The organism is Levilactobacillus sp. (assembly GCF_022646225.1).
GTDB lineage: Bacteria > Bacillota > Bacilli > Lactobacillales > Lactobacillaceae > Levilactobacillus > Levilactobacillus suantsaiihabitans.
This window is the reverse complement of sequence record NZ_JALCJA010000004.1, coordinates 357,273-378,396: the sequence shown is the minus strand read 5'-3', so window position 1 is coordinate 378,396 and position 21,124 is coordinate 357,273. Positions and strand designations below refer to the sequence as shown.

At 51.9% G+C, this 21,124-nt stretch carries 17 protein-coding genes and 1 tRNA gene; 6 read left to right on the top strand and 12 right to left on the bottom strand.

All coding sequences use genetic code 11. The annotated features are described in order from the left end of the window. Positions 1-190 precede the first annotated feature (190 nt). From LKH74_RS08705 to wecB, 3 genes are all read right to left on the bottom strand, one after another. The gene (locus LKH74_RS08705) at positions 191-1,114 is read right to left on the bottom strand and encodes a YihY/virulence factor BrkB family protein (protein WP_287708272.1); all 924 of its coding nucleotides are present in this window, start codon (positions 1,112-1,114) and stop codon (positions 191-193) included. Positions 1,115-1,361: 247 nt separating this feature from the next. After that, positions 1,362-2,213, bottom strand: a complete 852-nt coding sequence (locus LKH74_RS08700; RefSeq protein ID WP_135368136.1) for a nuclease-related domain-containing protein — start codon at positions 2,211-2,213, stop codon at positions 1,362-1,364. Beyond that, positions 2,206-3,339 carry a non-hydrolyzing UDP-N-acetylglucosamine 2-epimerase gene (wecB, locus tag LKH74_RS08695; protein WP_287708271.1) on the bottom strand — a complete coding sequence of 378 codons (1,134 nt, stop codon included), beginning with the start codon at positions 3,337-3,339 and terminating at the stop codon, positions 2,206-2,208. Before wecB ends, LKH74_RS08700 begins: the two co-directional genes overlap by 8 nt. 359 nt (positions 3,340-3,698) lie before the next feature. On the opposite strand from wecB, the gene LKH74_RS08690 reads away from it, so the two are divergent. Continuing rightward, positions 3,699-4,640, top strand: coding sequence for a glycosyltransferase family 2 protein (locus tag LKH74_RS08690; protein WP_135368139.1), 942 nt, complete (start codon positions 3,699-3,701; stop codon positions 4,638-4,640). Positions 4,641-5,357: 717 nt separating this feature from the next. Here the strand turns inward: LKH74_RS08690 and LKH74_RS08685 are convergent. The 5 genes from LKH74_RS08685 to LKH74_RS08665 form a co-directional block, all read right to left on the bottom strand. Further along, positions 5,358-6,713, bottom strand: a complete 1,356-nt coding sequence (locus LKH74_RS08685) for a gluconate:H+ symporter (RefSeq protein ID WP_287708270.1) — start codon at positions 6,711-6,713, stop codon at positions 5,358-5,360. A gap of 161 nt (positions 6,714-6,874) precedes the next feature. Beyond that, positions 6,875-7,327 (bottom strand): universal stress protein, encoded by a 453-nt coding sequence (locus LKH74_RS08680; RefSeq protein WP_135368141.1) that lies wholly within the window; start codon positions 7,325-7,327, stop codon positions 6,875-6,877. 390 nt (positions 7,328-7,717) lie between these two features. After that, positions 7,718-7,790, bottom strand: a tRNA-Arg gene (locus LKH74_RS08675). Between the two features lie 52 nt (positions 7,791-7,842). Next, complete coding sequence (locus tag LKH74_RS08670) at positions 7,843-9,183, bottom strand: DEAD/DEAH box helicase (RefSeq protein WP_287708269.1); 1,341 nt, start codon at positions 9,181-9,183, stop codon at positions 7,843-7,845. Between the two features lie 12 nt (positions 9,184-9,195). After that, on the bottom strand, positions 9,196-10,200 hold the full coding sequence (locus tag LKH74_RS08665; RefSeq protein WP_135368143.1) for a Gfo/Idh/MocA family protein: 1,005 nt from the start codon (positions 10,198-10,200) through the stop codon (positions 9,196-9,198). Positions 10,201-10,517: 317 nt separating this feature from the next. Here LKH74_RS08665 and LKH74_RS08660 point away from each other — a divergent pair, with 317 nt between their 5' ends. Continuing rightward, positions 10,518-10,904 (top strand): DUF4828 domain-containing protein, encoded by a 387-nt coding sequence (locus LKH74_RS08660; RefSeq protein ID WP_135368144.1) that lies wholly within the window; start codon positions 10,518-10,520, stop codon positions 10,902-10,904. A gap of 193 nt (positions 10,905-11,097) precedes the next feature. Here LKH74_RS08660 and LKH74_RS08655 read toward each other — a convergent pair whose 3' ends face one another. From LKH74_RS08655 to LKH74_RS08645, 3 genes are all read right to left on the bottom strand, one after another. After that, positions 11,098-11,403, bottom strand: coding sequence for a hypothetical protein (locus LKH74_RS08655; RefSeq protein ID WP_287708268.1), 306 nt, complete (start codon positions 11,401-11,403; stop codon positions 11,098-11,100). Positions 11,404-11,421: 18 nt separating this feature from the next. Continuing rightward, the gene (locus tag LKH74_RS08650; RefSeq protein WP_287708267.1) at positions 11,422-12,186 is read right to left on the bottom strand and encodes a GH25 family lysozyme; all 765 of its coding nucleotides are present in this window, start codon (positions 12,184-12,186) and stop codon (positions 11,422-11,424) included. A gap of 149 nt (positions 12,187-12,335) precedes the next feature. Next, positions 12,336-13,250, bottom strand: coding sequence for a MurR/RpiR family transcriptional regulator (locus LKH74_RS08645; RefSeq protein ID WP_135368146.1), 915 nt, complete (start codon positions 13,248-13,250; stop codon positions 12,336-12,338). An 89-nt stretch (positions 13,251-13,339) separates the two neighbouring features. Between LKH74_RS08645 and gnd the strand changes: the two genes are divergently transcribed. The 4 genes from gnd to LKH74_RS08625 all read left to right on the top strand — a co-directional run bounded on the left by gnd (position 13,340) and on the right by LKH74_RS08625 (position 19,025). Continuing rightward, the gene (gene gnd, locus LKH74_RS08640) at positions 13,340-14,245 is read left to right on the top strand and encodes a phosphogluconate dehydrogenase (NAD(+)-dependent, decarboxylating) (RefSeq protein ID WP_135368147.1); all 906 of its coding nucleotides are present in this window, start codon (positions 13,340-13,342) and stop codon (positions 14,243-14,245) included. A gap of 35 nt (positions 14,246-14,280) precedes the next feature. Next, the gene (gene gntK, locus LKH74_RS08635) at positions 14,281-15,831 is read left to right on the top strand and encodes a gluconokinase (protein WP_287708266.1); all 1,551 of its coding nucleotides are present in this window, start codon (positions 14,281-14,283) and stop codon (positions 15,829-15,831) included. Positions 15,832-15,998: 167 nt separating this feature from the next. Then, positions 15,999-17,357: a gluconate:H+ symporter gene (locus LKH74_RS08630; RefSeq protein WP_287708265.1), complete on the top strand. Its 1,359-nt coding sequence runs from the start codon at positions 15,999-16,001 to the stop codon at positions 17,355-17,357. 345 nt (positions 17,358-17,702) lie between these two features. Continuing rightward, complete coding sequence (locus tag LKH74_RS08625; protein WP_287708264.1) at positions 17,703-19,025, top strand: APC family permease; 1,323 nt, start codon at positions 17,703-17,705, stop codon at positions 19,023-19,025. A gap of 516 nt (positions 19,026-19,541) precedes the next feature. Here LKH74_RS08625 and LKH74_RS08620 read toward each other — a convergent pair. After that, a complete protein-coding gene (locus LKH74_RS08620) occupies positions 19,542-21,059 on the bottom strand; it encodes a gamma-glutamylcysteine synthetase (RefSeq protein WP_287708263.1) in 1,518 nt (505 codons plus the stop codon). Between the last annotated feature and the right edge of the window lie 65 nt (positions 21,060-21,124).

Here is a 21,124-nt window from a genome sequence, read left to right as displayed (position 1 = left end):
CGTTGTTAACTGTGGCTGGTTTTTCTCACCGCTAATCATGGGTCCACAAAGGATTATGGCGTCAGCGCCCTAATCCTGCCAGTGCATCTGATAAGCCCTCCTCAAAAACAAAAACACCATAACAAAACAGACCAGACGAATTTGCCGTCTGGTCTGTTTTTGCGTTTACCCCGCTTTCGGCCCAATCGGCTTACTTAGGGGATTTATTTTTTAAGCGATACTTGCGATACTTCAAGAGATTAGGAATCGCTAGTGCCTTTTGTTCCTCGATGGCGCCGACGATCAGCTCCTGGATGGCCGCGTTCAAGACGGCCCCGAACATCAGAATCAGGCCGGTGAAGTCTAGCCAAAACATTAAGAAGATGAATGTTCCAATGGTTTTGTAGCTGTCAATGTTGTGGGCAAAGTATTTCACATAGATGGAGAACGCTTGCGATAACAGTAACCAGCCGACCGTGGCAACCAGGGCTCCCGGCCACACGAACCGCCATTTTAATCTGGCGTTGGGCACGAAATAAAAGAGAATCATCAGCACCACAAAGACCACGAAGAACGTCAGTGGCCATTTCAAGGCATTCACGTACGCTAGAATGGCGTTGGGCAAATGCAAAAGTGGCGTTAATTTTTCCAAAACGATTTGGCCGAAACTGAAGAAGATCATTAGTGCAAACAGAAACGCAATCAGCACGACCATCCAAATGAAGGCCACCACCCGGTTGACGAAGGCATTTTGATTCTTCGCCACGCCATAAGCCCGGTTGACGGTGCGCTGAAACGCCGCGACCGCCCGGGATGACGACCAGATGGAAACGATAACCCCGATGGATAAGACGCCGCCACTCCGATTATTCAGGAAGGAGTGAATGATGGGCTCTAACATGTCAAAGATACTCTCGGGGACCATCGGCTCGATGCTGTCCAGCACCGTACTGGTTTGGATGTTCAAATAAGGTAAAATACTGGCCAGGACCAGTAGGGCTGGAAACAAGGACAGCAGGGTATAATACGCCAAGACCACGGCCGAGTCGGACACGTTGGCCATGGTATAGTGCTTGGTAATGGTCATGTAGATACGCTTGAGCTGCGCACCCCGCTTACGCCACTGAGTGGTCACGGTCGGTTGGCTCCCTTCTTTGGTTTAATTTGATTTAGTTCCGTTGGCTACGTGGTAAACGCTGCAGCCTACGACTGCCAGGGGTATCAGCCGCCCAATCAGATTGACACAGCCCGTCACGGATCACCGCGTCAACTAAGCGGCCTGTAACGGATCACCACAACCGTAGCCGATAGTCGCCCACCGCGTACCGATCTCGAATTGGATGCACGGTACGGTGGCTCTTACCCCCTCAATGCAGGGACCGTTAAAATGACCCGTAGTCCTCGGCGAACTTGAGCGTGCCAATCATCTTTTCCAGCGTCTTGCGGCTGAAGCGGACCCGTTTGGCTTGGCGGAAGGACTCGATGAACGTCTTTAAATCCTCGTAATTGGCCACCGCCGTGCAGTTGTAAGCGTCGTGGGCGTTGAGCTTGGTCTTGTTACCCACGACTAAGGAATTGCTCCGGTCATAACGGTCGTAATAATTATAATAAACTAACGGCTTCACGAAGTCGATGATCCGATCGTTTTTATTTTCCAATTGCTTGTGCATCGTGATTTCACTGTTGATATAACGCACCAGCAACTTGGAGGACAGTTCCGCTTGCGTGGCCGGGTTACTGATCCCCGTGTGTAGCGTGATGGACCGTTGTCCGCGGCCCTCCTGTTCCAGACTCATGGTGTACCCCTGCGTCAGGGATTCATTTTCTTCCGATAAATTCGGCAAGAAAAAGCGGTCCAGCCGGTTGGTCAGGGCCTTAGCCGTGTCCTTTTCTCGGTTGCCCAGGTTGACGCCGGAAAAGTCATCCAGACTCGACGAGAAGATTTCTTCAGAGAGGTCATGGAAGATCATCCCCCGCCAATACTTGCTTTCCACGTTGATGACACCAAAGGATGTGACCAACAGGTTGTCGATCTGCATGACGCGCCAGGAGTCCCCGTCGTTCATTTCCTGCGTGACCGGATTCTTGACCTTGTTGGCGAAATGCACGTTGCGCAAAATTTTATAATCGAAGCGTTCGTTGTGTTTGCGCGCGGCCAAATGAATGTCGCGCATGATTTCTGATAATTGTTCTGTGGTCTTAATTTCGGCCCGGTCGTATGCCGTCTCAGCCATTCGCATTGCCCCCATTAATCGCTGCTTCAATGGCAGCTAAAATTCGTTCTGACGCGTGCCCATCCCCGTAAGGATTCTTGGCCTGCGCCATTTGGTCGTACGCCGCCTGGTCCGTCAGTAGCGTTTCCATGGCTGCTGTGACCTTGGTAGGATCGGTGCCGACCAACTTCAATGTGCCGTTCGTGACCCCTTCCGGCCGCTCCGTGGTGTCTCGTAGGACCAAGACCGGCTTGTTTAGGGAAGGCGCCTCTTCTTGCACCCCACCCGAATCGGTCATGATGAAATAACTGCGGGCGGACAGGTTGTGAAAATCAACTACATCCAGTGGGTCGATCAAGTGAATTCGGTCCATGCCACTCAATTCCTCGCGGGCCGCGGCTTGAACCACCGGACTCAAATGCACGGGATAGACCAGTTCAATGTCCGGATGGTCAGCGACCACCTGACGCACGGCCTTGAAGACCGCGTGCATCGGTGCGCCTTGATTCTCCCGCCGGTGCATGGTCATCAAGATCATGCGGTGGCCCGGTTGGACCTGATCCAAGACGGCGTGATGGTAGTTGGCGTCAACCGTTTGCTTCAAGGCGTCGATGGCCGTGTTCCCGGTCACGGAGATGTGGTCGTCAGGATGGGCCTGCTTCAAGAGATTTTGCCGCGATAATTCGGTCGGCGCAAAGTACAGGTCACTCAAAATATCCGTCAGTTGTCGGTTCATTTCTTCCGGATACGGTGAGTACTTATTCCAGGTCCGCAAACCAGCCTCCACGTGGCCCAGCATGGTTTGATGGTAAAAGGCACTGATGCTGGCCGCAAAGGTCGTGGTCGTGTCGCCGTGGACCAGCACGATATCCGGTTGGGCCTCATCGAGGACCGTATCCAGCTTGGTCAAGACCCGAGTGGTGATGTCGCTCAGCGTCTGGCGGGGTTGCATAATATTTAAATCGTAATCAGGCGTGATTTTAAAGATTTCAAGAACCTGATCGAGCATCTCGCGGTGCTGCGCGGTCACCACTGTGATTGGGGTGAACTCAGCGGGACGTTGTTGCATGGCCAAGATAATTGGGGCCATTTTAATCGCTTCTGGACGGGTACCAAACACCGTCATGACTTTGATTGGTTTTGTCACTATTTTCCCTCCAAATGGTGTTGATTAGGTCAATTATAGCAGATGCCACCCGCCCATGTTATTAATTCCCGTTTTTCTGCGTAAATGCTACACTGTAGCCATACCTTACCGTAGACACTGGCGTTGACTGGCCGCCTGCCGTTCGTCAAAGGTGGGATTGGCACGCAGCGGCGCCATCTGGATTGCTCCTCAAGACTGGGCGCCAGTTGATTCAGGCACGGATTAGCCCAATGTCATCGCTTTGCCCTGACCCTTCCGTGGCTGACTTATCCTTGTCGTCAACTTTTAAGCCAAATGTCATGGTCAGCCCCAAATATTTGAGGTAAGATAGTATCGTTGTGTGAAAGGAATGTCTAAACATGAAAAAGATTAGTCTGGTCGTTCCTTGCTATAATGAGGAGGAGTCAATTCCATTATTTTACCGAACTGTTAGCAAGGTGATCGACGCAATGAACACCCCCACGCCGACGGTCACGCCGGAATACATTTTCGTAGACGATGGGTCGACTGACCACACCCTCAAGGAAATGAAGGAGCTCCACCAAAGTTACCCCGAGACCGTCCATTACCGGTCGTTCTCCCGGAATTTTGGGAAGGAATCCGCACTGGCTGCGGGGTTACAAGCCACGACCGGGGACGTGGTCGCCGTTATGGATGTCGATTTACAAGATCCACCAGAGTTGTTACCCAAGATGTTTGCGCTCATCGAAAACGACGGTTACGACTGCGTGGGTACGATTCAAAAGGAACGGCGCGGGCAAAGTAAGTTGCGGGCCTTTCTGTCCAGCAGCTTTTACCGCGTCATCAATAAGATCTCGGACGTGCGCATCGAACCGAACGCGCGTGATTACCGATTGATGACCCGCCAATTTGTTGATACCGTGCTCTCTTTGCCCGAGTTCAACCGATTTTCCAAGGGTATCTTCAGTTGGGTGGGCTTCAAGACCACCTATCTGACCTACGAAAGCCAGCCCCGGGCCGCCGGGACCACGCATTGGAATCTGCGCCAGCTGTTTGCCTACTCCATTGAAGGCATCATTGATTTCTCCAATGCTCCGTTGCGATTAGCCACCTGGGTCGGCAGTATTTCCTTTATCTTGTCGATTTTTGGCTTACTGTTCGTCATCATCCGGGCGTTGACCGTTGGCGGTGCCGTCGCCGGCTGGCCATCTCTGGTCGCCATCTTGCTGTTTATCGGTGGGATTCAGTTGTTCTGTCTGGGGATCCTCGGGCAGTACATCAATAAGATTTATCTGGAAACAAAACACCGGCCGAAATATATCGTCCGGGAAGAAAAATAAGTTTACTGGGACCTGGCACGTGTTGCCGGGTCCTTTTTTGCTATTCTCCAGAACATGACCCATCCTGGGGCGACTCGCGGCATTGGGATTAGTTACTGACCGCTTCATGTTACGAACTGGCCGCCTACCGTTCGCCAAATATGGGTTGGAACGCTGGGGCGGACGGGTCGAGCCAAAGGACGGTCTCGACGCCTCGCTTTGAGCCGAAAAACACGTCTCAAAGACGCCAGTTGTCTAAGCGGCATGAACCGCGCCGCTAAGGCAACTCCCACGGCTGAACCCATATTTGGCGAACTCTCGGCTACGGTAGTGCATGTCAGTAACAGTTGCCTTAACCCCAGATAGTAGCTGCATTAACGACTAGTCTATCATTAACACAGTGTTACTGATAGCCGTCAACTTGCCGGAGACAGCCAGGGATGGCCCCAGCTGGGTCGGCGGTGTTGGCTGAGGTTTCTTCTCAGCCTACAGCGCGGGACGACTTGAGAGACTGGCGAATTTTGCCAGGCTTTCAAGCGAGCCGGAAGACCGCCCCTCAGGCTGGAGGTGTTTCCCAGAGCAGGTCCCACCTTAGCCTGACGCAGGCGCCTGATTTCACCTATTTTAGGTGTCGGAACACCGCCGTTTCCGGCAGTCAACCTGTCAAGTCTACTTCCAGTTTCAAACACAAAAATGACCCGCCTCCCCTAAGGGCACGGGCCACACACATTTCAAAAATTAGTGAATAATAGCGTTCATCAGTAAGACCATCAACAGCCCCACCACGGAGATGACCGTTTCCAGTGTCGTCCAGACTTGGAACGTTTGCTTAACGCTCAAGTCAAAGTACTCGGAGAACATCCAGAAACCGGCATCGTTGACGTGAGAAGCGGCCAAAGAACCGGCCCCGATGGCCAAGGCAATCATGACTGGATCAGCGCCCAGTGAATGCATCAGTGGCGTGATCAGCCCGGAGGCCGTCATTCCGGAAACCGTGGCGGAACCCAAGGAGACCCGTAGGATAACGGTAATCAGCCAAGCCAACAGGATTGGTGAGAACGTGGAGTTCATCATCAATTGTTGCACGGCCTTACCGACCCCACCGTCGATCAGCACTTGCTTGAAGGCTGAGCCCCCAGCAATCACCATCAGTAACATGGCGATCGACTTGATGGCGTCTTCCAGCGTCCCACTGATTTCCTTCATCGAACGACCGCGATGGAAACCCATGGACCAAATGGCAAACAGCAAGGCCACGACCATGGCGATGACGGGATTCCCCAGCATCGTGATGACCGCATCCAGACCATGCGGATTCTTCGGCGCTGTTCCGCCGTTGACCACCATTTGATAAACCGTTGCCAAAATCATGAAGACTACGGGGAACAGTGACGTGAAGACGGACAGACCGAAGCCTGGCGTTTCCTTCAAGTCAAATTCCTTCACTTCACCAAAGGCAGGCAAGGAACGCTTGATGACAAATAAATCTGGATTAAACCGGCGAATCACACGCGTCCAAATTGGACCAGCGACGATCACACAGGGAATGGCCACAATGATCCCGACCATTAACATTTCCCCAACGTTGGCACCTAAAGCCGTCGCAACAGCGGTTGGTGATGGTTGTGGGGGTAAGAACCCTTGTGTCGCCGACAGTGCGGCCGCCATTGAGATTCCCAGGTAGAGGAACGGTACTTCGGCTTCCAGCGCAACCGCAAAGACGATTGGCGTAACCAAGACCAGCCCCACTTCAAATAACAGAGAAATCCCAATCAGGAAGGACGCGACCACGATGGCAACCTGGAGGCGTTTCTTCCCAAAAATTCTAATCAACGTCCGGGCGATTCGGTAAGAACCCCCGGCATCAGACACTAACCGACCAATCATGGCACCGAATCCAAAAACGATAATCAGTTCGCCCATCGAGCTCCCGATACCGTTTTTAATGGAATCCGCAATATTTGCCGGGTTCATGCCTAAACCGAGCGCTACCAAAATAGACGTAGCGATCAGTGAAACGAAGGTGTTTAACTTTACTCGAATGATCAAGAAGAGCAAAAGTAAAATACCCAATAACAAAATCACGAACTGCATATTTCTCTCTCTTTTCTTATGCTCGATTCTGATGAATTCAGCCTGCCGTAGCCAAATTCGATCTTGTCGCATAAGAATCATTGTATGAAAATTTTTTTCAACTTGCAAGAGGCAATCTGAATATTATTTACAGTTTGCTTGTGAAAACAGCTGTGAAAACGCTATCTGACAATCATTACCGAAATTGGAGAATATTTCGCCATGTAGGCTGCCTGGCTCCCAAAATATTTCCGCACGCCGGTCTTGGACAACGAGCCGACGACTAACAGGTCGGGCTCAACTTCTGGGATGATCTGCTTGACGATGGTTTCACCAGGGTCGCCCTCACCGATGATGATTTTGACCTTGGTAATCCCAAAGCGTTGTGCCAGGTTCTCGTAAGCTTCCAAATGCTTTTGCAAATCGGCCCGTTGACCGTGCACATAGTCCTTACTGAGCGCTTGGTAAATGTTCATGTTGTCCGATTCCAAGACGGAACAGATGACCAACTCGGCATTGTCGAATTTGGCGCGGTTCATCGCGTAACGAAAGGCCAATTGCGCATCCGGTGAGTCATCGACCCCCACTAAGATTCGGGTAAATTTCTTCGGATTCATTGATCCAGCATTGTCCATTGAAAACTCCTCCTCACTTTTTCGTAACCACATTCATTATAGCCGAAAACGATTCCATTGGGGAGGTGAATGCATGAAAAAAGCGAGAGTGGGCCCAAAAGCGATTAGCCGGCGAGCATTAAGACTGATAACCGAATAATCCTAGGCTTGGATTGTTTGATTATCAGGTTTAAGCGAAATCGGGACTGCCTTTTGGTGCACGTTTCAGCCATTTAAAGTTTCGTGAAGGTCCGTTCCCAGAGCAAGCCCACTCTAGACGCAAGCCCCTGGTTTCACCAACCTTACTCGAATTTGCATTTTGACCAGACACGGTCCGTTTTCTAACCACGAAAAAAGCCGCTTCAAATCAACGATTCAAAGCGACTCCAGATGTTTACGATTTAACGTCAATGGCCCCACCCGGACTCGAACCGGGATCATTCGCTTAGGAGGCGAGTGCCCTATCCAGTTGTGCTATAGGGCCAAATAAAAGATCCGCTTATCATTCTCACACGGATCTCGAAAATTGTAAAGGACTAGTTCTGCGCGTCGCGGTCCCGCCACTTCTTGCGCATCCCCTTGTTCTTGGTGTGGCGGTTCTTGTGCTTCTTTTTCTTGCTGGGGTTCGGCTTCTCCGCCTTGGCTGTTGCCTTGACGCTCGCCTGGGTCCCCGACTTAGGCGCTGCCGTAGCGCCCGGTTGCGGCTTAGTCGTTGCGGTGGTCGTCGTGCGCACCGCCTTAGCCGTTTCGTTGGCCTTGACCGTCGCTGCGGTGGGCCGTTCGGTCGTCAATCCACGGCCACTGAAGTAAAGCGGCACCAGGTCATAGTCCGTGTCCTTGAGCAGGCGTTTCAAATCCCGCAGGTCATGGTCGTCGCCAAGACTGATCACTTGTCCTGGTTCGCCCATCCGGCCGGTCCGCCCGACCCGGTGGACGTATTCGTTGACCTTATCGGGTAAGTCATAGTTGATGACGGCCGGCAACTTGGGAATATCCAACCCCCGTGCCGCCACGTCCGTCGTTAGCAGCAACCGGATCCGCCCCTGCCGGAAGTCTTGAAGTGCCTTTTCCCGTTGGACTTGCCGCAGGTCACTGGTCAAACCCGCTGCGGACACGTGGTCGTGGTAAAAGCGCGTCGCCGTCTTCCGCAAAGTACTGGCCTGCTTGAAGAAGACCAGCGCCCGGAAATTAGGCATGGCGAGCAACCGTTTCAGCATCTGGTCACGCTTGTTCATCCCCACTTGCAGCAAGCCGTGGCGCACCACCCCTTGCGTCTTGTCCTGCTCACGAACATCGATGCGTTCGACCGTTTGGCCAAACCATTTATCCAGCTCGTGAAGAATTGGCGTGTCGGTGGCGGAAAAGAAGCCCAACTGAACATCGGCCGGCGTGGACTGGGCAATCTCGCGCACCGTGTCCAACGTGTCGCCTGTCAATAAGTCATCGGCTTCATCGACGATCAGCATGGAGACCAAGTGTAACTTGAGTTTGCGGTCATTGACCAGATTCAAGACTCGCCCCGGGGTGCCGACCACAATTTCCGGACGCTTCTTCAGGCGTTCGGTTTGGCGTTTGACATTGGCACCCCCGGTCAAAGCGACCACCTTGAGGTCCAACAACTTGCCCCAATCGCGCATGACGCGACTGGTTTGAATGGCCAGCTCCTGGGACGGTTCCAATACGATCAGCTGGGTGCCATCGCCGGGGAGGAGATTGGCTAAGGCCGGCAGCGTGAAGGCCACGGTCTTACCGGAGCCAGTCGGGGCCAACCCCAAGACGTTTTGGTCACCGACCATGGCGTCGTACACTGCCGTTTGAATAGCGGTTGGTGCCTGGTAACCGAGTTCTGTAAAATGTTTTTCAAATTGTTTTAACATGCTGTTTCCTTTCTAGTCGTTCTCATCAGCTGGGAAACGCAGGTTAGCGCTCACTCGCAGGCTGTAAAGCACTTGGTTCACGGTCAGACTCCACTGTAGCCAACGCTGGTAGTCTGCTTGGTTCTGTGGGTCATCCGGGGCCAACAACACCCGCGCGAAGTCTTGGACCTCTGGCAACATCGGGTTGGCTAGGTCCGGTGCACTCAGGTCTTGCACGACACCGGAAGCCGCGTGTTCCTCGACGTGGGTCAGCTCACCGGCGCTATCCAGCGCAATGGTTTCCTTCAGACCGTAGATTTCAGAAATTGCGGTCGAATTGCTGGTCTTGCCAAAGGACACGGTCACGTCAAAGCCTGGGTACCGCAACATGGCGACCCCTTTGCCGTCCGCGCCGGTCGCAATCAGTGTCGGGTAGTACTGGACGTGTTCCGGTTGGCCAAACAAGGCAATCGCCAAGTAGATCGGATAAACGCCCAGATCCTGCAACGCGCCTCCGGAGAACTGGCGGCTGAAGACGTTGGGCACTTCGCCATCCAAGACCAGGTCGTAGCGCGACGAGTACTTCATGTAGGTCAGCGATGCCCCCTGGATCAGTGGCAGGCCCAACAAGGCCTTTTCCAAGGCATGGAAGTTGGGCGTATGCACGTGGCGCGCCGCCTCAAAGAACTTCACTTGGGGATGTTGCGCCAAGGCTGCTTGAATGGCCACCATTTCCTGGCGATTGCTGAAGGCCGGCTTTTCCACCACGATGTCAATATCGTGGTCGATGGCGGCCATGGCTTGCTTGAAATGCAGGCTGTTGGGCGAGGCGATATACACGACGTCCAGTTGGGCCTGCGTTAACATATCTTCATAATTGGTATAGCTAGCTTGGGCGTGATTTTTAGTAGCAAATGCCTCCGCCGTATCCTGATGCCGCGAGTACACCCCGGCCAATTCGTACTGACCACTGAGGGCCAAGGCTTCGACCAGCTGTTGGGTAATCCAGTTGGTGCCAACCGTTCCCATGCGAATCATATAAATCCCTCCAAATTGTTTCATTACCTATTTAATACTTAACGTCAAAAATTCACTAGACCACTTTTAGAGTACCACACTTCTGTGCGCAATCGGTCATCCGTGTTCGTCCCGGTCGTTACCGCTCCCCGATTTTGAAATTTGGTATAGCTAAACCGAAACCACCACTAAGCGGGGCAATCCTTATTTTACCAGGCACCTTCCCTGGACGATAGCCAGAGAATTAATTTTCCCCAAAATCCAGGGGAAATATTGCGGCTTTTCCGGTTAAAAATGTTATATTTAAAGGAGAAACTAATTCAAGGGAGGGATTACCGGTGAAAGGTCGAGACATCGCCTTATTTGGAATTTCACTGGTTGCCGGATTGACTGGCGGCTTTTCGTTGCGCAAAAAGAAAGACCCACAACCAAGCACGTCGCCACTCTTCTACGTTGGGACGTGGCAGTTCATTGACCCCCACAACCAGCGGCGCCACCGGTTAGAAATTAGTCCTAATCTTGACGTGCAAATCGATGACCACCAACTACAGGTCCGCGTTCAAGACCTCAATGAACAACAACTGACATTTCAGGATAAGTTCGGCTATCATCTGACGATTCACGCCAATGAACGTCAACCAATTTCCTTTTTCGATGAAGCCGACGACTGCACCTACGCCATGCAGCCGCTGACGGCTAAGCCAGACCACCCTAACGAAAACTAACGTGTTTAGAGTGGGACGAAAGGCGATTAGCTGGCGAGCATTTAAGGCTGATAACCAAATAATCCCGATCTTGGATTGTTTGGTTATCAGGTTTAAGCGAAACCGGCTGCCTTTTGGCGCACGTTTCAGCTAGATAAAGGTGAAGTGAAAGAGCCTGGGGATTTTGTCCCAGGCTCATTTTTTGTCTATTGCGTTATGCATTTAAAACGTCCGGGAAGCACTCTTCCGCCGTCGCAGCACGTTTTAATCGTTGCACGAACACCAAGGCGTTTTCGATATCCGGCTTGATCTTTAAAACTTGGTCCGCGCACGCTTGTTGCGAGAGGGGTTGCTGTTTCACCTGCTTTTCGGCAATGAAGTCCATCACGGCCTGACCTTCTGCCGCTGACAGACGGGCCGTTAAGAGGCCTAACGCCACCGATTCCAAATGCGCACGGTCGGCTAATTGATTCAACACCGTGATCATCAATTCCTCGTGATCAAAAATATTAACCGCCATGTTAACATCTCCTCTCAACTAATTGGCCGCGAACTTCTGCCAAGCGTGCTGGTTGCCGTTGAACACGGAGCGCACAACGGGTAGACTCTGACCATTTTGGGTGACACTGCCATCCGTGTCATATGCGATCAGCTTGACCTGAGCGCTGTGCCCGGCTAATTTGCCACCGGTGACCCAATAATCTTGTGCGGGTAAGACCGGCCGAACGAATTGCGTCAACACCTGTTGCGTCGCCAAGATGATCACACCCTGATGATACCATTCGAGCTCACTGACCAGCTTCTTCAGTTTTTGGCCTTGCTTGGCCATATCGACATTACTACTATTATATTTACCATAATAGTTCACGGCCACCATAATTGGGAGCGTCCCCGTATTTTGCCCGACCGTCGTGTGAAAATGCCGGTACTGGCGGTTGGCGGACGTGGTAAAGCTAAACGTGTGGGCAACGCCGACTTTGACGCTGGCCCCCTGAGAACGAGAATAGTTATCGCTGAAGTCGTCATCGGTGTACGTGGCTCCTGAAGTGGCTTGCAAATACACGAACTGAACGTGTTTAGCCAACTGCTGATAGTCCAGGTAACCACTGTCCTGATTGACCGTCACACCGCGAATCGGATAATTGGCCAACTGCCGTTTTTGGTGGGCCTGCCACTGCGTCCAGCCAAAACCCGCGATAAGCGCCACGACAATCAGTCCCAACAAGACCCACCACCGGCGATGGTGCCGACGATGAAACGTATTCTCATAGATGGGTTGAACCTCACGTCGCTTCACCGTCACTCACCACTTCTCCTCAGTCTGTAGAATATCATCTATTATACCATGCCTATCCCCTAAAAAAGCTTAAAGAAAAATGAGCCACCAAGCAATTTGGTGGCTCATCTATTTTACGGAAATAGTTGTCTATTATACAGTCGGTGCTGGCCGCCTTACCGTTCATGGCGGGTCTGTTCGATGACGTCGCGCACCTTGGTCAGCGTTTGGTCCGTTCGCGACGAGATCCGCAAGACCGTCATCATGAACAGGCTGTCCAGAATCGCCAGCTGTGAAATCAAGGAGTACATCCCCTCCGAACGATAATTGACCTCGTCCGTTAGTGATAGGAAGGAAACGTCGGCGGCCTGAGCGAGCGGCGAGCCACTGTAGCTGGTGATGGCAATGATGGTGACGCCATTTTTGTTTAGCTCATCGGCAATGTTTAGCGTCTCGTGATTCCGTCCCGAGTGGGAAATAATGATGGCACAGTCGTCTTGGCCGAGCTTGGCCGCCTGCATCAGTTGAATATCATAATCCGGATAAAACGCCACATTGAGTGAGGTTCGTAAAAACTTATGGTAGCCATCCAGAGCCGCAATCGATGACCCACCTAGCCCAAAGAACGTCACGGACTTGGCGTGAATCAATTTCAAGACGGCTCGCGCCAACTCGTGTTCACTCAGCGCCTCATTGGTCGCTTCTAAAGAATGAATCGTGTAGCGAAAGGTCTTGTTGGCAATGGTCGACAGCGAATCGCCCTCATCGAGTTCAGGAAATGAACTAACTTGCGGAGCGTCTTCAATCGCCATATGGGCCAGTGCCATGGTAAACTCACGATAGTTGGCATAATCCATGCGTTTGACGAACCGCGAAATCGTGGCCGTGGAAACACCGGTCGCACTCGACAGTTCTTTGATGGTCATCTCACTGACGACTCCCGGATTGTCCAATGCGAGCTGGGCAACTTTCTTTTCCGTCCGGGATAATTGATCATAGGTGCCCCGGATCTTGCCAATCGTTGAACGCGCGATGGTTGCCGCCCCCTTTCTAGCAGCCTTTTGCTGCGTTATTTCACTTTTTGTAAACATTTTACATCAAAAGCCTTGAAAAGTGAAACTTTTTTACATATAATAGCGTTGTCAGAAAAATTTCGCATCATGCAAAGGAGATTAATTTCATGAAACTCGGATTAATTGGTTTAGGTAAGATGGGTCTTAGTCTTGCAGAAAACGCTATGGATCACAACCACGAAATCGTTGGTTATGATTTAAACAAAGATTTTGTTGACAAGGCAGTTGCTGCAGGTGCTGAAGGCGCCGATAGCTTAGAAGATATGGTTGCTAAGTTACCTTCACCTAAGATTGTTTGGGTCATGGTTCCAGCCGGCAAGCCAACCGATTCCACGATCGAATCATTAAGCACGTTGCTGGGTAAGGGCGACATCTTAATCGATGGTGGGAACTCTTACTACAAGGATTCTCTTCGTCACAACGACCTCTTAAAGGCCAAAGGCATCGACTTCTTTGACTGTGGGACTTCAGGTGGTATGGAAGGCGCACGTTCACACGGTAACTTCATGATCGGTGGGGACAACAAGGAAGCCTTCGAAACGCTTCGTCCATTATACGAAGATATCTCTGAAAAAGACGGTTACCTTTACACCGGTCGTGCCGCTTCAGGTCACTACTTGAAGATGGTCCACAACGGGATCGAATACGGTGAAATGCAAGCCATCGCCGAAGGTTTTGAAGTGCTTGAAGCTTCTGACTTCGACTACGACAACGAAGCCGTTGCCAAGGTTTGGAGCCACGGTTCTGTTATCCGCGGCTGGCTCATGGAATTGGCCGAAGAACAATTTGCCAAGGATCCTGAACTTGAAAAGATCGCTGGCCGTATGCACGCTTCTGGTGAAGGTCAATGGACTGTTCAAGAAGGTTTGGACAGCCACGTGCCAACGCCAGTTATCGCTTTGGCCTTGATGATGCGTTACCGTTCTATGCAAGATGACACCTTCACTGGTAAAGTGGTTTCTGCTTTACGTAACGGTTTTGGTGGCCACGCCATGGACAAGGCTGGCAAATAACACTTTTTAATTAGCGACACGAAAGGAAGAGCTCTATGGACTACATGATTGGGGTCGATATTGGTACTACCAGTGTCAAGACCGTACTTTATGATACTGCGGGTCAGATGCAAGGTTATTCAAACAACCTTTATCCCCTCTATCAAGATGTGCCCGACATGGCCGAAGAAGATCCAGATGAGATTTTCTCCGCAATGATCGATGGGTTAACCACGGTAATGCGCAAGGCAGATTTGAAGAATGGCAAGATTCAAGGTGTCTCCTTCTCCGCTGCCATGCACAGTCTGATTCTGTTAGATGAAGACCACAAACCGCTGACCCGAGCAATTACTTGGGCTGATAACCGTGCGGTGAAGTACGCGGATGAATTACGTGAAAACGGTGTGGGTAAGCAACTTTACGAAAAGACCGGGACACCAATTCACCCAATGACGCCACTTAGCAAATTAATCTGGTTACGCAATGACCAACCTGACTTGTTCAAGCAAGCCCGCTGGTTCGTCGGAATCAAGGAATACGTTTTATACCGTCTGTTCGGTGTACTCCAAGAAGACTACTCGATTGCCAATGCCACTGGTCTGTTCAACATCTTTAAGATGGACTGGGACGACCAAGCCTTAGAAGTTGCCGGGATTACCCGTGACCAATTACCAAAATTGGTCGACACAACTGACCAAATCACTGGCATGAACGCAGATTACGCCGGTGTGATTGGTATGGACCCACAAACTCCCTTTATCATGGGTGCTTCCGATGGTCCCCTCGCCAACTTAGGGGTTAACGCCATTAAGCCAGGCGTGGTCGCTGTGACCATCGGGACTTCTGGTGCCGTTCGGGTCGTGACCGACAAGCCGAAGATCGACCCTAAAGGCCGGGTCTTCTGTTACTACCTGTGCAAAGACCACTGGGTAGTTGGCGGCCCTGTCAACAACGGGGGAATCGTCTTCCGTTGGGTTCGTGATCAACTCTTCGCACCTGAAAAGCTGACCGCTGAACAAATGGGCGTTGACTCTTACGACCTCTTAACCGAAATTGCCGCTAAGGTGCCAGCTGGTTCCGACGGCCTGATCTTCCACCCATTCTTAGGTGGCGAACGGGCCCCTATCTGGGACGCTAACGCCCGCGGTTCATTCTTCGGTTTGACGCGGACCCACTCACGGGCTCACATGGTGCGGGCAGCCCTCGAAGGGATTGTCTACAACCTGTACACCGTGATGTTGGCCCTCGAAGAAGTCGTTGGCAAGCCAACTAGCATTCAAGCAACTGGTGGTTTCGCCCGTTCAGAACTCTGGCGCCAAATGTTGGCGGACATCTTTGAACAAGACGTCACGATTCCAGAAAGTCCTGAAGGGACAGCGCTGGGTGCTTCTACGCTCGGGATGTACGCGTTAGGTCTGATCGATGATCTCTCCGTTGTGAAGAACTTCATCGGAGTCGCTAACGTCCACCACCCGAACCCAGAAACCTACGATGCTTACCGTGCCTTGGTTCCGATTTACATTCGCCTGAGTCGGCAATTACAATCAGAATACAAGAACATCGCTGAGTATCAACGGACCCACGTCCACGCAAAGACGAAAAAATAAGTTAGCCGGTTTAGTTTTTTCTGAAACTAAATAAAAAATTTAATTTTTCGCGAGTAAATTGTGTACAAACCACACTTAGTCTAGTACAATGTGTGTACAAAGTATTGAGAAGCCAACGCTTTCACGTTGGCTTTTCAAAATTAACTATATGAAAGGGCTTACTTCCTATGGAACTTCTAGCTTTACTTATCGGGGTCATCTTCCTATTGGTCCTCATTATTCGGTTCAAGATCAATACGTTTGTTTCCCTGATTCTCACTTCTGTCCTAACAGCCATGCTGTTGGGCATGAACCTCACCAAGATCGCCACGACGATTGAATCTGGGATTGGGAGCCAACTGGGTGAACTTTCCTTAGTCTTCGGTTTCGGGGCCATGCTGGGTCGGTTAGTTGCCGACGCCGGTGGGGCCTATGTGATTGCCACCACGCTGATCGACAAATTCGGTAAGAAACGCCTTCAATTAGCTATTATGCTTGCTTCCTTTATTCTTGGGATCGCGTTATTCTTCGAAGTCGGAATGGTTCTGTTAATTCCTATCGTCTTTGCCATCGCCGTTGAAGCTGATGTGCCAATCCTGTACTTAGGGATTTCCATGGCAGCCGCTTTGTCTGTTACCCACGGGTTCTTACCACCTCACCCGGCCCCAGTTGCCATTGCGCAAGTCTTGGGCGCCAATGATGGTAAGGTCCTCCTGTTCGGTTTAGTGGTCGCGATTCCAGCCGCCATTGTTGCCGGACCACTGTTTACGAAGTTGGCCCAAAAATTTGCCCCAACTGCCTTTCAACAAAAAGGGAACTTGTCTTCCTTGGGTGAAGTCAAGACCTTCAAGCCTTCTGAAGCCCCTAGCTTCGGCTTATCCGTCATAACTTCCCTCTTCCCTGTTATCTTGATGGCCATCACGACCATTTACAAGATGACGGTCGACGGTGGGGCTACCCCTACCAAGAACGCCACCATGTTGGACCAAATCGTGGCCCTGATTGGTGACCCAGCCATCGCCATGTTAATTTCCCTGATGGTTGCCATGTTTACCATGGGTTGGGGTCGGAAACGTAAGACCGCTGACATCATGGCTACTTTGGAAAATGCCGTTAAGTCAATCGCCATGCTGCTGTTAGTTATCGGTGGTGGTGGGGCCTTCAAACAAGTCCTCATCGACGGTGGTGTTGGTAAAGAAGTTGCTAAACTCTTTATCGATTCCAACATGTCCCCACTGATCTTAGGTTGGTTAGTCGCTGTGGTTCTGCGGGTGGCTTTAGGTTCTGCCACGGTTTCCGCATTGACCGCTGCCGGGATTGTTGCCCCATTGATGGCGCAATCCGGTGTTGACCCAGCCTTGATGGTGCTGGCCATTGGTGCCGGTTCCTTAGCCGCTTCTCACGTGAACGATGCCGGTTTCTGGATGTTCCGGGAATACTTCGATTTGACGGTTAAGCAAACGCTGAGCATCTGGACCGTGCTGGAAACTGTGATTTCCATCGTGGGTATCCTGATTGTTCTGCTGTTGAACATGGCATTCCACTAGAATTTTTCTGACAATTAATTCGAGCATCATCTCGTCCGCTGCCCAGTTCTGGGTGGCGGATTTTTTTGGCAACATAAGTTATCCTGGCCGCCTACCGTTCGCCCCCCACTTCCCCCATCACGCAGCATCAACTTGCGTACCAAGACGAACATGGTCCAACAACCTCCCTCACCTATCACCCATTAATCGCTAAACGACTCAGGGTCAAAACTAACGCATCCCTTACGCACTAAATTGTACCCAATCTAATTCTCAGGGAAATTTCACGCTCCCCACCGACATCACCCAAAAATCCGTGCTATAATAGTTGAATCAGTCATTTGAGAGAAGAGAGGCGTCAAGAGTTTGGCAAAAGAGTTACGCCGAGAAATCGGCACGTTTACCGCCCTGGCCACCGTCATGGGAACCGTGATCGGCGGCGGGGTATTCTTTAAGACTGCTAGTGTCGTGGCCGCTAACCATTCGGCCAATATGACGCTGCTGGCTTGGATTCTCGGGGGAGTGTTGACCATCTGTGCTGGTCTGACCAGTGCCGAGCTGGCCGCCGCAATCCCGCGCACTGGGGGCGCCATGCGCTACCTGGAATATGCTTACGGCAAGCCCGTGGGCTTCTTGATGGGATGGGCGCAATTACTGGTCTACTACCCCGCCAATATCGCGGCTCTGTCGATCATTTTTGGGACACAGTGGGTTGCCCTATTTCACCTCAGCAGCAGTTGGCAGCTCCCGGTGGCCATCATTTGTGGTCTGAGTATCACGGGACTGAACTTCTTGGGCGCCAAGGTGGGCGGTTCTGTGCAGTCGGCGGCCTTGGTCTTTAAATTGATCCCCATCATCGTCATTGTCGGTATCGGCCTCTTTGCGCCGGCCAACGACCCGATTCAGTGGTGGCCCATTACCACCGGGGACCACCTCAATTGGGGCACCGCCTTTAGTTCCAGCCTGTTGGCAACGATGTTTGCCTATGACGGCTGGATCAGCATTGGAAACATTGCCGGCGAAATGAAACACCCCGAACGCGACCTACCGCGGGCCATCGTCATTGGGTTGGCGGGCATCACCATCATTTACACGTTGGTCAACCTGGTCTTCTTGAAGACCCTGCCCATCGACCTGATTGCCGGTAATCAAAATGCCGCGGCCGATGCCTCCATGAAATTGTTCGGGCAATTTGGCGGTAAATTGGTCACGATTGGTATCCTCATCTCCGTCTACGGTGCCATCAACGGCTACACGTTGACCGGAATGCGGGTCCCCTTCGCCATGGCCGCAGAGGACAGCCTGCCATTTTCCAAATACTTCCGACGCTTATCTCGGCGGACCTACGTCCCCTACTTTGCGGGAACCGTTCAGTTTATCATCGCCCTCATCATGATGCTGATGGGCAGCTTTGATCTTCTGACGGACATGTTGGTCTTTGTCATGTGGTGCTTTAACTGTCTGATTTTCATTGCCGTGTTCAAACTACGGCGGACAGAACCCGAATTAGCACGGCCGTATCGCGTACCCGGGTTCCCCGTGATTCCGTTGATTGCCTTGTTGGGAGGCCTCTTCATCCTGGTTACCACCCTGGTCACCGAAACTGGCTTGGCCGTAACGGGGCTGGCATTGACCTTGATTGGGCTACCCGTCTACTACTGGCACCAACACCATCCGACTGTGGAGTAATCACGATTTATTCACGCTGGTCGCCTGCCGTTGTGTAAAATTCATAACCCAAAAATCCTCCTACCCGGCTTAAACCGAGCAAGAGGATTTTTATTTATAGTTCATAACTGAAGCCCGAAAGACGAAAATCAGCTGGAACCATTATTATCATGCGACTCATAACGTTAAAAATATTCGTTCTCAGCCTCGCAATGCGAACTCTCAGCTAAGTAAGGTATGCCAGTCGCCCAACCCAACCCCCAGATGATAGCTACATTGACGACTGCTATTTAATTAACACAGTGTTGCTGATAGCCATCAATTTGCCGGAGGCAGCCAGGGTGGAGCCAGCTGTGTCGACGGTGTTGGCTGAGGTTTTGTCTCAGCCTACAGCGTGGGACGACTTGGGAGACTGGCGGTCTTTGCCAGGCTTTCAAGCGAACCGGAAGACCGCTTCTCAGGCTGGAGGTGTTCCCCATAGCAGGTGGAACCCTGGCTGACGCAGGCGCCTGGTTTCGCCAATATTAGGCTCACCTTTTAGTAATGTAACGGTGTCGGCAATGGTGGTAGGTCGGGGAATAGCTGGCGCAGGCGGGCGTTGGGGTCCGCCACGTGCGTTTCGCGGTCCTCTAGCACCTGGGTCACCCCATCAAAGGTGAACATCAATAGGTCGGCGCCATTTTCATCGCGGACCTGGTAGAATTGCACGCCGGCTTGCAAGGCCGTCAAGATGAACCGCTGCGCCTGGTCGCTCAACTGGGCAAGTTGTGGCAACAAGGCTGGGGCGCTGATGCGGTCGTGGTACCATTTGCGGGCAACGGCCTGACCGAATTTCATCAGACTGCCCTGTTCCACGTGCGCCAGCAACTTGGCCGCCGGCGTCAACTCTGGGTGCATCAAAACCTCTTCTAAGTCATCGATGATTTCCCACTGTTCCGTGTGCGTCGCCAGCGCTTCGGCCATCTGTCGCATTTCCGCAAAGATGCGCGACCCTTCTGCTTGATAGGCAGTCGGGGTCAACGGGTCTTCTAACGCCACGGTTTGGTTTTTGGCCCGCGCTTCGGTCAGGGCGGTGGCTAAATCCGCCGGTTCAGGTTGCGTCAACAGGTACAGCATGAAAATCTTCAAGAAATACAGCATGTGCCGACTGACCCCGTTGGGCGTGAACGGCGTGTTGTCGAAATCGCGCAGCTCCAGGTAACGGATACCGCCCGTTTGAAAGTCATGGGCGTTAGCCTGTCCCTTGAGCCGTACGGGGCCGTAAAACTCGTGAGCCGAGAAGTAGGTCCCATCGTCGATAAACTGCTGGAGCTGGCTCAAATGGGCCTTTAACGAGGTGTAGCTCACCTGTTCCTTGGCAAAATTGACGAAACCAAAGCGACTGTTGCGAATGCTGCGGACCGGGCGCTTTAATTCTGGGGGCATTGGATCAAAGAATCCCTTTTCCGCCAACGGACTAGCGCCAAATAGATAGGTCAACAACCACTGGTAGCGCACGAAGTTTTGGGCGATGCGAAAGTACAGGGCATTCTTAAAGGCAACCAGTGACGAAAATTCTTGGGTGTAGTGACTGTATAGCCGGTGTACCACGGGATCTGGCAGGCTGTAGTTCACGTGCACGCCAGTCAAACAGCCGTGTTGTAGGCCGTATTTTTGGATTAAATACTCGCGGTATGGTCGAATCGCGGGACGGTCAAAGTGATCGGCAATAAATTGCAGGTCGGTCGCGTCCATGACCGGCGGCATACTCAGCGGCCAGATGCGGTCATCGCCTTCTAGCGACCGATACGCCACCGTTTGCAAGGTATCCAGCTGATCCAAGGTCCCGCCGATATTGGGGTTGGGATCCGTGATGACCTCCAACTGACTTTCCGTAAAGTCCGTTTGTAAATACGGGTGAAAGGTCCGTGACCCCAGCTGACTGGGATGCGGGCGGCGGCTCAACCGGCCGTGCTGATCGATGCGCTGCTCCTCGATTTCCAAGCCAACCAAACTGTGATAAAGCTGTTCCGAAAGGTTTTCTTCGCGAATAACCGTTAATAAGTTGTCCAGCATGACGGTAACATCCCCTAACTGTCAAGATGAGTGTGACAAGCGCTAAAGGTCGTCAGTCGACAAGC

Excerpts from the sequence above, each read along its gene's own strand:
- LKH74_RS08700 (WP_135368136.1), bottom strand. The coding sequence starts at position 2,213 with ATGGCTGAGACGGCATACGACCGGGCCGAAATTAAGACCACAGAACAA.
- LKH74_RS08690 (WP_135368139.1), top strand. The coding sequence starts at position 3,699 with ATGAAAAAGATTAGTCTGGTCGTTCCTTGCTATAATGAGGAGGAGTCA.
- LKH74_RS08685 (WP_287708270.1), bottom strand. The coding sequence starts at position 6,713 with ATGCAGTTCGTGATTTTGTTATTGGGTATTTTACTTTTGCTCTTCTTG.
- LKH74_RS08680 (WP_135368141.1), bottom strand. The coding sequence starts at position 7,327 with ATGGACAATGCTGGATCAATGAATCCGAAGAAATTTACCCGAATCTTA.
- LKH74_RS08670 (WP_287708269.1), bottom strand. The coding sequence starts at position 9,183 with ATGTTAAAACAATTTGAAAAACATTTTACAGAACTCGGTTACCAGGCA.
- LKH74_RS08665 (WP_135368143.1), bottom strand. The coding sequence starts at position 10,200 with ATGATTCGCATGGGAACGGTTGGCACCAACTGGATTACCCAACAGCTG.
- LKH74_RS08655 (WP_287708268.1), bottom strand. The coding sequence starts at position 11,403 with ATGGCGGTTAATATTTTTGATCACGAGGAATTGATGATCACGGTGTTG.
- LKH74_RS08645 (WP_135368146.1), bottom strand. The coding sequence starts at position 13,250 with ATGTTTACAAAAAGTGAAATAACGCAGCAAAAGGCTGCTAGAAAGGGG.
- gnd (WP_135368147.1), top strand. The coding sequence starts at position 13,340 with ATGAAACTCGGATTAATTGGTTTAGGTAAGATGGGTCTTAGTCTTGCA.
- gntK (WP_287708266.1), top strand. The coding sequence starts at position 14,281 with ATGGACTACATGATTGGGGTCGATATTGGTACTACCAGTGTCAAGACC.
- LKH74_RS08630 (WP_287708265.1), top strand. The coding sequence starts at position 15,999 with ATGGAACTTCTAGCTTTACTTATCGGGGTCATCTTCCTATTGGTCCTC.
- LKH74_RS08620 (WP_287708263.1), bottom strand. The coding sequence starts at position 21,059 with ATGCTGGACAACTTATTAACGGTTATTCGCGAAGAAAACCTTTCGGAA.